Origin of the sequence: Flavitalea plasmicola, from assembly GCF_030546645.1 — a bacterium.
Lineage (GTDB): Bacteria > Bacteroidota > Bacteroidia > Chitinophagales > Chitinophagaceae > Puia.
In genome coordinates this window covers 850,355-867,013 of the sequence record NZ_JAUOTO010000001.1, presented here as the reverse complement: position 1 = coordinate 867,013, position 16,659 = coordinate 850,355, and the positions used below count along the sequence as shown (strand labels likewise).

Annotated in this window: 12 protein-coding genes; 1 reads left to right on the top strand and 11 read right to left on the bottom strand. The window is 49.4% G+C overall.

The window, feature by feature from the left end:
• Positions 1 to 79 precede the first annotated feature (79 nt).
• Positions 80 to 469 (top strand): hypothetical protein, encoded by a 390-nt coding sequence (locus Q4E93_RS03410; protein WP_303582689.1) that lies wholly within the window; start codon positions 80 to 82, stop codon positions 467 to 469.
• A gap of 16 nt (positions 470 to 485) precedes the next feature.
• Here the strand turns inward: Q4E93_RS03410 and Q4E93_RS03405 are convergent, their stop codons facing one another.
• The 11 genes from Q4E93_RS03405 to Q4E93_RS03355 form a co-directional block, all read right to left on the bottom strand.
• Positions 486 to 1,535: a hypothetical protein gene (locus Q4E93_RS03405; protein WP_303582688.1), complete on the bottom strand. Its 1,050-nt coding sequence runs from the start codon at positions 1,533 to 1,535 to the stop codon at positions 486 to 488.
• A gap of 13 nt (positions 1,536 to 1,548) precedes the next feature.
• The gene (locus tag Q4E93_RS03400; RefSeq protein WP_303582687.1) at positions 1,549 to 2,307 is read right to left on the bottom strand and encodes a carboxylesterase family protein; all 759 of its coding nucleotides are present in this window, start codon (positions 2,305 to 2,307) and stop codon (positions 1,549 to 1,551) included.
• An 88-nt stretch (positions 2,308 to 2,395) separates the two neighbouring features.
• Positions 2,396 to 4,858 carry a T9SS type B sorting domain-containing protein gene (locus Q4E93_RS03395; RefSeq protein WP_303582686.1) on the bottom strand — a complete coding sequence of 821 codons (2,463 nt, stop codon included), beginning with the start codon at positions 4,856 to 4,858 and terminating at the stop codon, positions 2,396 to 2,398.
• A gap of 74 nt (positions 4,859 to 4,932) precedes the next feature.
• On the bottom strand, positions 4,933 to 6,144 hold the full coding sequence (locus Q4E93_RS03390; RefSeq protein WP_303582685.1) for an MFS transporter: 1,212 nt from the start codon (positions 6,142 to 6,144) through the stop codon (positions 4,933 to 4,935).
• Between the two features lie 65 nt (positions 6,145 to 6,209).
• Positions 6,210 to 6,488 (bottom strand): ArsR/SmtB family transcription factor, encoded by a 279-nt coding sequence (locus Q4E93_RS03385; RefSeq protein WP_303582684.1) that lies wholly within the window; start codon positions 6,486 to 6,488, stop codon positions 6,210 to 6,212.
• A gap of 94 nt (positions 6,489 to 6,582) precedes the next feature.
• Positions 6,583 to 7,527 carry a BT_3987 domain-containing protein gene (locus Q4E93_RS03380; protein ID WP_303582683.1) on the bottom strand — a complete coding sequence of 315 codons (945 nt, stop codon included), beginning with the start codon at positions 7,525 to 7,527 and terminating at the stop codon, positions 6,583 to 6,585.
• Positions 7,528 to 7,568: 41 nt separating this feature from the next.
• On the bottom strand, positions 7,569 to 9,374 hold the full coding sequence (locus Q4E93_RS03375) for a RagB/SusD family nutrient uptake outer membrane protein (protein ID WP_303582682.1): 1,806 nt from the start codon (positions 9,372 to 9,374) through the stop codon (positions 7,569 to 7,571).
• 34 nt (positions 9,375 to 9,408) lie between these two features.
• Positions 9,409 to 12,738 (bottom strand): TonB-dependent receptor, encoded by a 3,330-nt coding sequence (locus tag Q4E93_RS03370; RefSeq protein WP_303582681.1) that lies wholly within the window; start codon positions 12,736 to 12,738, stop codon positions 9,409 to 9,411.
• Between the two features lie 173 nt (positions 12,739 to 12,911).
• Complete coding sequence (locus Q4E93_RS03365; protein WP_303582680.1) at positions 12,912 to 14,033, bottom strand: FecR family protein; 1,122 nt, start codon at positions 14,031 to 14,033, stop codon at positions 12,912 to 12,914.
• A gap of 68 nt (positions 14,034 to 14,101) precedes the next feature.
• On the bottom strand, positions 14,102 to 14,680 hold the full coding sequence (locus Q4E93_RS03360) for an RNA polymerase sigma-70 factor (RefSeq protein WP_303582679.1): 579 nt from the start codon (positions 14,678 to 14,680) through the stop codon (positions 14,102 to 14,104).
• Between the two features lie 93 nt (positions 14,681 to 14,773).
• Positions 14,774 to 16,444, bottom strand: a complete 1,671-nt coding sequence (locus tag Q4E93_RS03355; RefSeq protein WP_303582678.1) for a hypothetical protein — start codon at positions 16,442 to 16,444, stop codon at positions 14,774 to 14,776.
• Positions 16,445 to 16,659: the final 215 nt, after the last annotated feature.

Sequence of the window (16,659 nt, the reverse complement as noted above, 5' to 3'; positions counted from 1 at the left end):
TGTCTTTGACGGCCATCATCATGAATTGCCTCTCCTTATCATAGTTTTATAGTAATTGCCAACCGTTAAATTTTAAACCATGAAAAAGTTCCTCTCCCTCGCAGTTTTCCTTATCAGCCTGTCTACCATAGCAGTGGCGCAAAAGGGAAAAATCACATCAGCTAAAGCGGCGAATGATAAAAATTACACGGTACTGAATGCCAAGGAGTCAATCGTTATATATAAATATCAGCATCCCGGCCATTCTCCAAAGGAAGCCGAAAAATATGCGCCTAAATACTTTTTTACAACGAGTTCATCCGACGTTTTACAGGATCTTACCAGGTCAAATCTGAAAAAGGCCTTTCCAGCTAACCATCCCTTTCATGATGCGCTGGATGCGACCTTTAAGGATGACAAGGAACTTTCAAGCTATGACGACTTTCATAAAATGTATAAAGTAAACTGGCTTTTGAAGCAGCATTCATGAAAAAGTAAGAAAGGCGTTAGGCTCTTCTAAATTTAATCTTATTGTCCTGTTCCCAAACACACAATATCTTATTATCGGGCAATACAATAGATCTTAGCGCATTGCCTGTTCCAATCGTTGTTTCACTTTTGGTTCGAAGTTTTATCGCCTTTAGCGTGTCTCTGCTCTGCATAGTAAATACTACATTGTCGGCTGTTCCCGCAATACTACATGCTCTACCCTTACCCAATTGTGTCTCCATCTGGCCTGGTTTGCAATAGTAAGTATTACCCTCACGCTGCCAGACGGTGTAAACATCCATAGACGGAGCAATGTAGACGCCTCCGCCGTCCATCGGGCAGCCGTTCAATTTCCAGGTACCCATTCCCAGCTTTTCAGCGGCTTTAAATGATCTACCCTTATCCAATGACCGCAGCAGGTAAAGGTCCCTTGAGCCATTTAGCCAGTTCCTGAACATGATGGCTACACCTGATCCTTCAGCGGCAATACTCGGTTTGCAGCATTCGCAGACATGTCCATCCGGCGACTGATAGACCAAAGTGTTTTTTGACCAATGATCCGCACCACCTGAAGCCGAGGAGAAATAAATCTGATTTTTATTGCCGGTGCGTGTATCCAGCCAAACAGCGTAGAAATTATCCTTTTTATCCGCCGCTGTGCTCATTAACCCTTCCGGAGTTGATCCTTTCAAGTCATTAATTGTTCCCATGTTTTTCCATTCCTTCGATGAGTGGTTAAGCTGAAAACAATGTATATCGCCTGATTTATCCATCGCGGTGATGATTGAATAGCTGGCAGAGCTAGCAATTTGAGGTCCGCGGGACATACCCAGATGCATTTCAGGTATTTTCGCGACCATAACGGGTTTTGAAAAAGTGCTCCCCTGATCGCTGGAAGTAACACAGAAAATCGTGTCTTTCCGGCCAAATACGACTCGTACGATGCCCCTATTGTCCGCTGCAATTTGAGGCTGCTCTCCTTCTGCAATCGTATTATCGTCTGTTTTTGATGACGGCAACAAGACAGAGATAATAATTCCTACCGACAGAATTGATAACTTTATCATAACACCTAAGGCTTTACTTATGCTGTCTGAACAGCCACTCTATCATCAACGGATCGCTGTACGCCCCCAGCCATGAAAAATGCCCGACCTCTGGGTATTGGGTGAAACCCGGATGTGCGCCGGCGTGCGTCAATGCTTCAAACATGGCCAGGCTGTACGATGCGTTGACCGCGGGGTCTTCCGCCCCCGTGTAGATCCACATCGGGACATGGGCGATCGATGCCGCCCGTGAAGTGTCGCCGGCACCGCACACCGGTACTGCGGCGGCAAACAGATCAGGATATCGCTCGAGCCCATCGTAGGTCCCGTAACCTCCCATAGATAATCCGGTGATGTATATCCGATTGGTATCCACTGGCATCTTCGTCTCCAACTGGCGGATAAGCCCGATGAGCAAGCGCATAGGCTTACTCGGCTCGGCGTTCAACGTCATTCCTTCCCTGTTCTTGTCGGGCGTCACGCTGCTCCAGGTTTGGCGCTCGGGGCACTGCGGCGCGATGACGATCGCCGGATGCGCCAGCATATTCTGGTCGGTCGCAAAGTTCATCACTCCCCACTTTAATTGTGCGTCGTTGTCATTGCCCCGTTCGCCCGACCCGTGCAAAAAGACCACCAATGGGTATCTTCTTTGCCTGTTGGCATCGGGAAACAACATGCGATAGGACAGCGTATCGCCTTTTTCGACATAAATTTCGCGGCTAAACCTTGAGGGCTGGGCTTGCGCCAGGCCGGCCGCCGTGACGCATACGAGAAAAGCAAGCAATGATTTCATAATGCCTAATGTAGGCTATTTTTCGGTGATTTCGGAACACGTGCAGAAAGTTTCTGCTCACCTGGCACCAGGCGTTTTCTCCCTATTTTTACCGGATCAAAAGCACTGTTCCTTCCTGCTGGACCCGATCTCCTTTATAATCCACGCCGCTGGCCTTCCAAACAAAGGTGCCCGCCTCCCCTAGCCTCCCGCTGATGGAGCCATCCCACCCGATAGCGGGGTCCGTTGTATAAAAGACACGCTGCCCCCAGCGGTTCCAGACGGCAAAATATCCGAAGTCCCTTATCCCTATGGGTATGGCCTTCAGAACGTCGTTGTGTCCGTCTCCATTGGGCGTAAAGGCATTGGGGACGAATATATTCGACGTGCTAAAAACCTTTATGGAGACACTGGCAGTGGCTGTACATCCTCCATCCGTAGCCGCCGTCACCGTGTAGGTAGTGCTTTTTTCCGGATTGGCTACAGGATCCTTTGAAGTGGGATTGTCGAGACCATCCGGGGGGCTCCACTGCCAGCTATTGAAACCGCTGTTATTTATGTCCTCTGCATGCAGGGTAAGAGACTGCCCTGTCAGAATGGAGGTGTCCTGGCCGGCAGATAAGATGGGCGTAGGGTGGACGACCACATTGACGGATACAGTCTGTTGACAGGGGCCATTGCGAGCGGTCAGCGAATAGGTGGTAGAAGTCCGCGGGGAAGCCGTCGGCTGAAGAAGGGCAGGATCATTCAGGCCGGTGGCGGGCTGCCATATGAAAGCAGTACCGTTGGAAGTGGCTTTAATGACTGCAGCATTCCCCTCGCATAGATCTATTTCAGGGCCGGCATGTACCGTCAGATCATTGTTCAGGGGTACGCTGTCCGTAACAGTAGCGGTGAGCCCGCCCGCATCTTTGATCGTCACTGTATAGCTGCCCACGGGTAATGAGGAGAAGACAGGAGAAGATTGAAAATTCACGCCGTCCCGGGAATATGTATAACGCCCGGTGCCGCCGGACGCCGAGACATTAATGGAACCATCGCTCTTTCCGCAGCCGGCACCGGTGGATGCAAGGGTCGCTTTAATGCATTGTTGTATTATCTCCCCGGCCTGGTCGCCGACGCAGCCCTTCGCATCTTTTACATACGCCGTAAACTTCCCTATGGGTACGTTGCTAAAAACATTTCCAGCCTGGTAGTTCGCCCCGTCCAGGCTGTATTGCAGTGGCGAGGCGCCTCCTGATGCCCGGATGGTCACAGTAGCCCCCTGACCGCTGCAGTCGGCGTTATGCGTTGTGACGGAAACAGCAGGAGCCGATGGATTGACGAGGGCCACGGCAGTAGTGGCAGTGAGGCCATTGGCATCTTTGACGGTGACTTTATAATTACCTACGGGCAAGGATGGGAAAACGGCGGAAGCTTGGAATTTGACGCCATCCAGCGAATACACATACGGAGCCGTGCCGCGAACAGCGTGTACAGTAATAGTGCCGGAAGAATGATGGCAGTCGGGGCTCTGCACGGTGACGGTCACAGCAGGGCCCGGACAATTCCCCCCCACGGTCACGTTGACCTGGTGCCTGTTGTTTGAACCATCCTTCACCATTACAGTATACAAACCCGAAAGAAGCCCCCCAAATACGTTGCTCGGCTGAAAATGAATGCCGTCGATTGTGTAGGAGTAGGGCGGCGCTCCGCCAACGGCTTTGGCCGTGATGGTGCCATCGGGTGAGCCGCCGCAGGTCATGTCTGTCCCGGTGCCGCTGAGGCCGAGGCTACAGGCATATCCCAGCGTATAAGAGAACAGGGATACTTGCCCTCTGCCATCCTTTATATGTATCGTATGAATCCCTGCGGATAGTCCCGTAAACTTACCGCTGCCCTGGTAATTTATTCCGTTGAGAGAATAAGTATAGGGTGGATGCGCATCACGGGCTTCTACCGTGATGGTCCCATTGTTATTGCTGCAGGTGGCGTTGGTACCGCTGGAGGTCACGGAAACACAACCATAAAATGTATAAGCGGTACTATATGTGCAGCCTTTGGCATCGACCACATAGAGACCGTAATATCCGGAAGTAAGGTTACTGAATGTGGGGGATTTCTGCCAACCTTCTCCTGCCAAACTATAGGAATAGGGAGGCGTTCCGCCCGAGGCCAGTACGGTAAGGCTCGCGTCTTTGGAAGTACAGCCGGAAGGCTTTTTGATGTTGGTGATGGTCGCTGTGGGCGGATTCCCGTTGTTCAGGACATTGACAGTAGCGCTGACGATAGCGCCGGTGGCGTCCCGCACATCGACGGTATGGGTCCCCCCGCTGGCAGAATGGTAGCCACTACGTTGCCAGGAATCGCCGTCAAAGGAGTAGCTGTAGGGTGACAGGCCGCCCGAAGGGTTGACCGTGATCATTCCATTGCCGGAAGCGCAGGAAGCAGGGGTCGTAGTGATCTTGAGCTGGAAGGCGCCTGTCGCAGCAGGTGCAGGCGTGGAGGTAATTACCTGGCCCAAAACCTGGGAGGGCCAGTAGCATAATGACGTCAACAACGCTATGAGAAGAATGAGTTTTCCGGACGGCATATCCGGGGGTATTCAAAAACCCTGCCTATTTCCTGAACCCCGCCGCTGTGCTCTTGATCAAAGGGTGATGGCCCCTATTCGCCAATCGTGGCCATTTCGCCTACTTTCGTTTGTCGCAGTTGCACCATGGCTTTCTTGCCGGCCGTCCTTTTTACGGGAGCAGTGATAAAAGTCAACCCAAGCGACAGTAGAAGTAAAGGTACTGTCATCCAGATGACCTCATGGATGCCGTACCGGGCGATGACAAAACCGCCCAGCAAGGTGCCAATGGTAATACCCGCGTTAAAAAAAGACGGGAGCAGGCTGTTGACAAAGTCAAGTGCAGGTTCCCTGATATCATGGGTAAGATGAAGGTTAGCAACCAGGAACCCGCCGGTGTGGATAAAGCCCCAGATAGAGAGTATGATTACCATCGGGATGAAATACCCACCGAACTGGTAAGCCAGGATATGCATCACCACTAAAAGGATCAGCGCCAGGCGTACAGTAAGGGTTATGTTCTTACTCAGCGCGATGCCTGTAAGCCAGTTGCCTAAGATACCTGTACCGCCGAAGACCAGCAGCATGATGCTTATCTGCGCTCCATTCATATGAGAGATCTTGTCAAGATATTCGGCCAGGTAGCCGTAGGTGGCGAACATACCTGCCAATATAATGGTGGAGGCCAGCAGTTTGACCCATAAATGTGTGCTGCGTAATATTTTTAGCTGGCTTGCCGGGCTTGCCTGGCTTTCATTAACGGGCATCGATGGAGCAAAGAGGTAGAGCGCTCCAAAGGCCAGCAGGTTGATGGCGGCGGATACGATGAATGACGCTCTCCAGTTGAACAGATCGGCCATATAGGTTGTCAGGGGCACGCCCAGGACGGTGGCGACGCTTAGGCCTCCCATTACGATGGCGATGGCCTTGGGCGCGTCTTTCGGTCCGGCCTGTTTAGCCGCTGCGGTCATGGCTACCGCCCAAAACACGGGGTGTAGAAATGCTGGCAGGATACGGGCTATCATTAGTACTGTAAAGTTGGGCGCTACGGCGGACAATAAATTGGAAAGAACGAAGATGCCCAGCACCAGGCACATAACAAATTTGCGGTTCAGTTTGGCAGTGAGCATATTGGTAAAGGGCCCGGCCAGGGCCACGGTCAAGGCAAATGCACTGAGCAGCCAGCCGGCAGTGTCGATAGAAATATGGAATTCCTTTGCCAGATCCGGCAGGATGCCAATAACCCCAAATTCGGTGGTGATGATGCCGAAGGCGCCGAGCGCCATGATGTAAATAGATCTTTTCACAGATTAAAATATTTAAATATTTCGATGTTTTAAATCCGATAACAGGGCCACGGGCCCCTCGTCATTTACTTTTTAAGGTCATTTAAAGAGGAAATGTATTCGTTGAGGACCTGTTCGTTGAGGACATATTTAAGATTACGTCCTTCTTTTTCGGCCAACAGCAGTTCGGCCTCTACCAACTGCTTTAAATGATGTGAGACGGAAGGCTGTGTAAGATCAAGAATATCATGCACTTCCGCACAATACAGGCAGTCGTCTCTTTTTTTGAACTGCTGTAAAATAGTTATCCGGCTGGCATCGCTTAATGCCCTGGAGATCTTCTCTATTTTCTTATTATCCATCATTACAGGACAAAGGTATGGATAATATCAATACATCGAAATGTTTCTATGTATTTTTTTGAAAAAAGAGGATTGACAACTGCCAATCCCTTTTTCTCTAGAATAAATAGAATTCGGCCAAATGCGTAAGATCAGATGAATAAGCGGTGTTTATCTGCAGTTTAACATACCGGCCATTCATTGCCGTGCTAAAAAACACTTTTTGCAGATCTGCTGTATTCAGTAAAGTACCGGAATAAGCCAAACTCCAATCAATATTGTTGTCGCTTAAGAATATCTGAATATCCTGCGGTCTGCCATTGCTTGCATTCTGTCGATCAACAAAGGCTCCTCCAAGAATAGATCTTGTTTCACCCATGTCGATGGTAAAATAATGCGGCGGCCCGGGCGCCGCATCTTTCCATTGGCTGTGCCAATAGGTATTGATATTGCCGTCGAGGGCAAAAATGGCCCTCCCGTTGTTTGCTCCTTCCCCCACGCTCTCCTGGGAAGAAAAGTCAATGATCTGCCAGCTGCTGCGGTCAAAATAAGTTGGAATGATATTAATAATAAAATAGGCCGTTCTCAGGTTCTCATTCACCTGTACCGCAGATTTTGTAATCGTTACGGGAAGAATATATGCCTTGGAAATATCCGGTGCGCTATCACCTTTCAACGTTATACTGATCTTCAGCGGTTCGGTCGCCAGCTGGCCTTTTTTGATCACTCCGTTCAATTCACTCATCTTGTAGCTTTTGGACGGAAGCAGGGTATAATTCGTATTGTGCGAGATATTGAACGTATCGACAAGTGAAGCGTCCACGGTAAAAGTGACGGGAATATCCTGATCCGGATAGTCGGCTCCGCCGTAGTCGGCGCCGTAAATGATCACTGGCGGGATTGTATCGCCCGTGTTTAAATTGTAGGTCACAGGACCGTTGACAGCCTGCGGCATATATAATTGGATATATTTCGACAATGGCTGAGGAGGCAGATTGACCTCTTCCTTACAGCCGGCCATCGCAGACGAAATGACCAGCACTGTCAGTATAATATGTCTCATTCGATTCGATTTTTAATAATTTATGGGCAAGGCAATATCGATCAGTAGCCGGGGTTTTCAATGAGGACCCGGTCTCTGTCCAATTCATATTGAGAGATAGGCCACCAATAATACGATGGCAGGAAAAGATGCGGCGTGATGGTTGGTACTCTTGTATAGAAAGAGTTGTCGTTCTTCGTAATATCCATTCCGTGCAGAACGCCCATCACCTGCGGTGCGATCTTCCATCTGCGAATATCAAAGAATCGATGCCCTTCGTAGGCAAGTTCCACCTTTCTTTCCGCCCATATTCTTTTCCGCATCTCTGTCTGGCTCGCAGGAATTGGAAGCGGGTTGACGCCTGCGCCGTAAAGCGGGATGCCGGCCCGTTCGCGGATCATGTTGAGATATTTCAAAATATCGCTATTCCCCGGATCGATCTCATTCAAGGCTTCAGCGTAATCCAGGTAAATTTCGGCGAGGCGGAACAGTGCCAGTGGTCTTTGCTGCTGCTGACCGTTGCCTCCGGATCCAACATTGGTCTGCGGCGCCACATTTTTCCTGCATAAATAGCCGGTCTTCGTCCAATCTGTCGGATGACCGTTCCTGCCATTGGGCCCATTGGCATAAAAAGTGACGGGCGCCGGCCTGGACATGGTCCCACCCTGCCAGGTACTATTGTTATACGTTACATCCCTGTAAAACCTGGGCTCGCGGTTTAAATACATGTTATAGATCTGCTGCCCACCAACGTCTGTAAATCCCGTTTCAGCATATAATGAGGACTCCGTCGGTAATTTGCCGTCAGACATAAAATAGGAATCCACCATCTCCTGCGTAGGGCCCACACCACTCCAACCACCGGCCTGCCGGGGCTCGCAATGAACATCCCATGTGATCAGGCCATTCCCTTTTCTAACAAAGATCTGCTCAGCGTTCCACCCTTGGGAAAAAATGCCTTGTAAAGATTTGATCGGGTCGCCAGAAGGGTCCTTGTACAGCGAATAGATGCCCATATCAATGACCGCCTTTGCCGCGTCGGCGGCTTTGCGCCATTTTTCAGGATCATAATCCGGAGAGATCAGGGGCGTGCCAGCGCCGGTCTTGAAGTTCGCCAACAAGGCATCCGTATTCCCGTTGTACTGCGGGCTCGCAGCATACAGCAGGAGTCTTGCCTTCACTGCCAATGCCATGCCTTTGGTAGCCCGGCCATAATCCGCATCGCTTGTATTTCCGTCTCTTACAGCGACGATGGGCAGCTGGGCGGATACCTCGTCCAACTCTTTTACCACATAGTCGACGCAGCTGTCCCAAGGGCTTCTTGCCAGCTGGAACTGCGCGGCAGGCGCATCCGGCGCGATCACCTTATCGCCCATCAATATCACAGGCCCATACTGGCGCATCAGGGAGAAATAGAAATAAGCTCTTAAAAATCTTGCTTCCGCCTTGTATCGATCGATCATATCCTGGCCATGCAACCGCCGGATCTCATCATTCTCATCTACATGCTGCATGAAATAACTTGCCGAACGGATGCCGCCATACAAACCCTGCCAAAAATCAAAAACAAGGTTGGCCCTTCCCATGTTTCCCACATTCACGGCATAATTCAAAGTTCCTCCGCCCGACCATGTAAAGTCGATGTCATCAGCCGTCCCTATGTAGGGATGGTTATGGATCGGATCGCCTTCGTCGATAATATTGCTGTATATGTTCGCAAGAAATTGTTCGGACAGCGATTGCTTTTTAAATACCTCGTCCATATTGATGCGGTCATTGGGGACCTGATCGAGGTATTTCCTGCATGAAGCGAAAAAGAGCACACAACACAGTGCAATGTTCGCGGTTACCCTGGCTTTATTATTCACAAACTATGCTTTTACTTTTAATGAATCGGTTTTCTTAAAAACTCAGCTTGGCGCCGAGGTTATACGTCTTCAAAAGAGGATACTGAGCGCCATTACCGTCTCCCAACTCCACGTCCCATAATTTGAACCCGCTCACCGTCATAAGGTTGTAGGCGATAAAGTATATGTTCATATGAGAGATACCCGCCCGTCGCAGCCAATGCTTGTCGTGCATGTCATAGTTCAGCTCCAGCGTTTGCATTCTCAAAAAGGCGCCGCTCTTTGTCCACCATGTGCTGGGCTGATAGTTCATATTGTCATTGCCATACGTCAACCTTGGATAGAAAGGATGGGGATTGGGATTATCCGGGGTCCAGTGATCCGTAATGTTGGCAAAGAGGTTGCCCCGTTCACCACCGTAAATGAATGGTTGAAAACCATTGCCGGCTAATCCAATATCAACATGGGAAATACCTTTGAACCAAGCGGCCAGCGACCAGTTCTTATAGCTGACGGTGGGGCCGAACCCGTATACTATCTCAGGAAGGCTTCCATAGCCCGTCGGGCCCTGGTCGTTGGCATCGATCTTTCCATCCCCGGTGAGGTCTTTATATTTGATATCGCCGGCCTTTGTAATTCCCGTCTGATAAGGGCTATTGGCTACCTCCTGGTCGGATTTGAACAGGCCCAACGCTATATATCCGAAACGCGTGCCCAGCTTCCTCCCTATCCGTTGCTGCCAGGGATAAGGCCACGGCGCATTTGCATCATCTATCACTACCGGGTGATTGTAGGTAAAATTCCCCTTGAAAATCAGGTTCCAGTCCTTGCTCAGCCGCTTGTTGATGTCCATCGTAGCGTCGATGCCTTTATTGTTCACTGCTCCGATGTTGCCATAGGGGTTGCTGCCGATGCCGGCGAAGTATGGAATATCTCCTCTTTTTAGGAAGATGCCTCTTCTCAGCTCCCTGAACAGGTCTACGGTCAGCGAAATGGCGTTATTGCTCGTCTTTATATCGATGCCCAGGTTGTATTTCTTCGCTCTTTCCCAGGAAACATTGACCGCATAATCGCCAAAATTCAAGCCGCCGATGTCGTTGGAGATATTATTCTGTCCATAGTTGTACCCCGAAATACCCTGTGCGACGGTGGAGACATAGGCGAACCTTCTGCCTCCAATATTGCTATTCCCTACTTCGCCATAGGTAAATCTCAATTTCAAAAACGATACGATATTCCTGATGGGATCGAAAAACGACTCCTGGGAAGCGATCCAGCCGGCGCCAAAAGACGGGAAAAAGCCGAACCTGTTGCCAGGCGCGAAAGTCTCGGAGCCGTTGTAGCCGAAATTGCCTTCAACCAGGTATTTATTATCATAAGCATAGGTAGCCCTGCCGGCGAGTCCCATATACCGATATGGAATAGAGCTGATGAAATCGCCCGCAAATGCGTCCACATAATCCGACTGGTTATACAGCACCATTCCCGTGACGCTATGCTTCCCAAAAGTCTCTTTGTAATTGACGGCAGACTCAAGGTAAAACCGCCTGCTACCTCCATTGCTGCGATTGTAACCCAAGAACTCGTTACCAATGGCCGTCTGTATCGTTTGCAGGACGCCTGCCGTATCCCTGCCGGTGGCATAGTAGGCATCCACCGATTTGGACCGGGAGATCTGATGCCTGTTGGAGTTGTCAAAGGAAAACATACCTGTGATGGAAAGACCTTTCACCAGGAAATCCAGGCTTTGCGTCGCCCGCAGGTTACTCCAAAGCTGGCTGTTGAATTCCGTCGCGTACCCTGATTGCGTCAGGCTATTGTAGGGATTAGCCATATCCCCCGTCCGCGGCTGGGAAAACAAGCCATTGGAATATTTTGCGGGGATCGTAACCGGAGACATTACATAAGCGTTATTGAAGATAGAGCCCGTGCCATTACCCGGATAGTTGCCATTGCTTATCCAGCCGGATGCCCCAAATTCGACTTTGGTGGTCTTTGTTACGTTGAGTGTAAGATTTGAAGTGAAATTGTACCTGGAGAATTTGATCGAAGAATTGTATTGAGCCAGATTATCCGTTTTGAACATGCCTGTTTCATCATAGTATCCCACCGACAAATAGTATTGTGCTTTGTCGGATCCACCGTTGACGTTGACCCTTGCCCTCCTGTTATGTCCATATTTGCGTAGAATGACGTCGAACCAGTTGACATCCGGGTTCAGATCGGGGTCTATATGTTTGCGGGTAGAGTCGATGCGACCGTCGGTGTACCTTGGTAAAGCGTCCGAAGGAAAGCTATTTTTATACGCTTCGTTGGAAATTTTGAGATACGTCGGTCCATCGGCAAACTGAGGCAATTTGGTAAAAGCCGTTACCCCCTGGTCGTATTGCGCATTGATAGCCGTCTTGCCCACCCTACCTTTCTTTGTAGTGATCAGTATTACGCCATTGGCGCCTCTCACTCCGTATACCGCCGTCGCGGATGCGTCTTTGAGGATACTGAAGGTGGCTATATCTTCCGGATCCACATTCCTGAAATCCCTCTCCACCCCATCGACCAGGATCAAGGGAGAGCTGCTTGTAAAAGTAGAAATGCCGCGAATATAGATCTCTGCGTTGTCATATCCCGGCTCTCCGCTTCTCTGTACGCCTATAATCCCGGCCGCATGGCCCGCAAGAAGACCGGTGAGGTTGGCAACCGGCTGCTTCAGCTGTTCGACGTCTACGGTGGTTTGCGCGCCTACAGTGGTTATTTTTTTCTGGGTTCCATACCCTACCACCACGACATCATTCGCTTCAGACTTTTTCTGTGCCAGGGCGACATTGATGATCTTCTGGTTCCCAATCGTTATTTCCTGTGGATCGTATCCGACATAGGAGAACACAAGCGTTCTAGCTCCATCCGGTACGGAGATCTGGTACTCGCCCGACGAATCCGTGTTCGTTCCCGCCGCAGTGCCCTTTATGATCACACTCACACCTACCAACGGCTGCCCCTGGTCGTTGGAAACTTTCCCGCTTACCACCGACCTCCTCGGTGCCGGCGCTGCCCGGGGGGACGGCTCCAGCCTACCTGAAGACTTTGCTTCTATGACGACAGATCTTCCGTTGATATGATAAGTTAAAGCCTTACCCCGCAAACAAGCATCTATAGCGTCTGTTATTGATACATTGGCCAGATCGACATCGACCTTATCTTCAGGGCTGAAAAGAGATGCATCATAGACAATATTATATCCACTTTGTTTCCCTATCGATTTAAAAGCATCGAATAAGTGAACATTTTTTTTATGCAGACTGATATTCTGAGAGAAGCTTACCGCGTGTATATGCAGCAGCCCGATAAAGCAAAGCAGTGTTTTGGTAACGAAGTTGAGTAATTTCATTACATTTGTAATGTTTGGGTTCATTAATTTGTGACAGCAAGATCATGTTAAATCAACCCGATCTATAACCGGCAGTGTTCTAGCGCTGTCGGTTTTTTATGGGTGTTTGTTGCGTCACAAGGCCGGACCCTTATTTCTTATTCTCATATAGCAATCGTAAAATTTTACCGCACTTATTCACTTGCATACACGATCCTGTCCCGTATCTCGAAATGCACCTTCCCGGTACGGGATAACATTGTCAAAACTTCCGAAAGAAGCGTGTTTCTCGCAATGATGCCCTCCAGCTTCACTTTCTTCACACCGTCTTTACAAACGATCTCCACGTTGTACCACCTGGAAAGTCTTAACAAGATATCATCCAGCGCCTCCTCGTGAAAAATGAAGTAACCATCTTTCCAGTCAGTAACGTTCTCGACATCTACATCCTGTATGCTGATCACATTGCTTAAAACGGCCTGTTTGCCTGGTTTAAGTCTGCAGCTGTCTCCATGCACCAAACTTTTAACCTCCAGTCCGCCTTCGAGAAGCGTCGTTCTTATGGTTGGATTGTCAGGATAAGCATTTATATCGAAATGTGTCCCCAATACCCTCGCTTCCTGCTTATCGCTTTTCACGATAAATGGGTGAATTTTGTCAGGCGAGATCTCAAAATAGGCTTCACCCATCAGGTATACTTCCCGTGTTTTCTGCCCGGCAAAAGATGCAGGATATTTCAGGACGGAAGCCGAGTTGATCCACACAACAGATGCATCCGGCAGCACTATTTTATATTGCCCTCCTTTGGGGACGACCAATGAATTATAAGCGGGTGCACCTGGTTCCTTTTTGGCCGGATCATTTGCATGGTAAATGATCTGACCGTTCCTGAGCTTTATTACGTCGCTGCTGGCTTGTGTGGCGATCCGGCCATCCGCAGCGCTGTCCAGGGCAAGCTTTTCGCCGTTGTCAAGCACCAATATCGCCCTATTGCTACCCGGTGCAATCTCGGCTGCCACCTGCTTTGCGCGTTCATGTTTGTTGGATAAGTAAATGGATCCCGTTGCCAGGATAGCCCCTATTATACAGGCAGCTGCGATGCGGAATGCGCCCCAATACCTGACATGTTTTTCAGGATTGACAAATATTCTGCTGCGCATGATCGCTCCGGCTTCCCTCAATTGATCATCAGACAGCGTCTTGCGGGACTCTCCATGGAACTGGGCATACCAGGACTCCAGCAACGCTGTTTCTTCCGGAGAGCATTCTCCGTCGAGGTACTTTTCAATAAGGGGTCGCAGCTGCTCTTCCCGCATAAATGATATTGTTATTATTATAATAACACCTGGGGAAGACGGGATAGGGAGATAAAAACAAAAAATAATTAAATACCTGATAATAAGATAAATACAATAGCCATCTTTACCTTCAGCCGTAAGATCTTTAAGGAAGCCTTTATGTGGTCGTTCACGGTATGTTTGGAGATGCCCAGCTGATCGGCAATTTCCTGGTGAGGCAGGCATCCTTTACGGCTCAATTCAAAAACTTCCCGCATCCTTTCGGGCAAGGCCGCAATCTCCATTTCTATCATTGCTTCCAGCTCTCTTTTATAGATGGAATTCTCCACGTTATTGGCAGCATGATCTCCTGCAAAATCTTTGAAATCTTTTTCGAATTTGCTGATGATCTTCTTATGCCGGATACTGTTAAGCACCTTATTCCGGGCTGCGGTAAAAAGATATCCTGCTATATTGACCTCGTGGATCGTACCTCTTTTTTCCCACAAGGCAACAAAGATATCCTGGACTATATCACGTGCTTCATCTTCATCGTCCAGCTTATTGATGACATGGCTGTACAAAAGGGCATTGTATCGTTCAAATATTTCGCTAAACGCCCCCTGATCGCCATTTTTCACGCGTAGCCAAAGATTAGCATCAGTATATTGGTTTGTAGGATCCATTAGTCTCCAATTGCCTTAACAGTGTTTAATACCGGGAATAGCAAGGCAAGGTAGCATATTTTCCCAATGATCTCTGCGGAGATGCACAACCCTTCATCTGCGTTCCTGCAGGGATTGATCTGCCAGTCTTAATACAATGCGACCATTGCGGGGCCGGATCCTGTACAAACTGCCCGGGGAACCACTTCCGATGGAGCCCTGCGCCACGTTCAGGCGATAAGTGTGCCCGTCAAATATGTAAGTGGCTTCTGTGCTATCCACCTTTTCCAGCGGGGTATGGGCGTTGGCTGCAACATTGAGATCCAAAAACCAGTCCAGCGCCGGGCTATCTTTGGCAGTAATGGACAGTTTATCTTCATCGAGATCGATCTCGAACCTACCATTGACGGATGGCCATAGAACATGCGCCGTCTTACTGCCGGCATGGGTGAATATGGGGTCCCCACCACTGATGTCTTCCTCCTTTCCATCTTTTAGCGCCATCAGGCGAAAGCCTTCCGGATTCCCTCGTGCTCCCCATTGAAAGCCATCTACTACTGGCAGTGTATAAAAAAAGCTCTGGTTTACCGTTGTTACCGCGTGGAGGTATTTATCCGGAACTGCCTCATTGAACAGGTGAATATCGACGATGCGCAGGCGGCCATGCTTCCATAGAAGATTGGTGCGGTAAAAACGGCTGTCGTACCAAAGGGTCTTTTGATCGCTCTCACCCAGGTCTTTGGTGACAGCAAATGTCGTGGCCGGCGTCAGCCTATAGCTTTTGCGAAACCATCTGCCAGACTGCTCCAGTGTTTCCACCCGGATCTTACCTTCCTTTTTGAGGCGTGCTATGATGGGCATTTGGAGTTCCAACCCTTTCCGCATAGCTTCCCAGGTAAATGAGTTCTCCTGACCGGCTTGTGTATAATTAAAGCCCAATGCCGGATCGTTGGAAAAGGTTTGAAAGAACCAATTGATCCATTGTTCATTTCCGCCGGCGTGCCCGTATACGGGCTCCAGGGTGGTGACCGAGCTGCCATCGGCATATTGTCTGATGGGATCGCTGCCCAACATTCTGAAAACGGGTACCGGGAGCTGCTTTTCGGCGTGCTGAGCGGGCATATATGCATTGATGCGACTAGGATAGTATGCCTGGTTCCAGTAGCCACCCCAGAGTGTAAACCCATCTGTACCTACCTGGTCCTTACAATTGGCGGATGCTACGATACGATATTTGTCATACATGTAGTCCAGGGAATAGGCATCGATCACCCATGACGCCACGGACCTTGGGTAGTAGCCGAATATTTTTTTAAAGTCTGCGAAATAGGTATCGATGATCCTCTCCCGCTGCTCCGGCGTGTACCCGACCGAAAAGCCTATATCGGAATGCCAGTCCCAGGCATATTTTCCCCTCCATTTAATGCCTGATCTTTCAATAAGTGGTTGGGGAAGCTCCCACCAGGCGCCTATTTCAAATTGGTCCCGGGGAAGGCTCTTGAGCAGCCGTTGATAGCGGGGGTCAATGAGCGCATCATACTGCAACAAAAATGTGCCCCCCAGATGGTATTTTTTCATCAATGCGACCTGGGACGCCACTGTCTCGTAAAGCACGTCTTTCGTCACTGCAGGATCGCGCGGCTCTATAAGCCGGATAAAGTTGACAATGTTTACAATCCTTGGCGTCCGCTGTCCCCGGACAGTGTCTGATTGCGCGTTAAGACAATTGAAGTGTAAGAGCAGGAAAATAGCCAGGAACAAACCCGAACAACGACGTATGGCCATAATTGTTTAAAATTAAAAAATGAATAACAATACTGCAATAACAGGAAACCTATGCGGCAGGGGGGTAAAAATGGAAGCAGAATTTCACATATTCAAATTTAAATATATAACATTCCGGGCGAAAGCAGGACGGCGCAGGACGGCCAGCGCTTTTGGGATTGCTACCTTCAAAGCCCCTATTTCAAAATAATCCGTTGATTAGAACGTCAACCTTT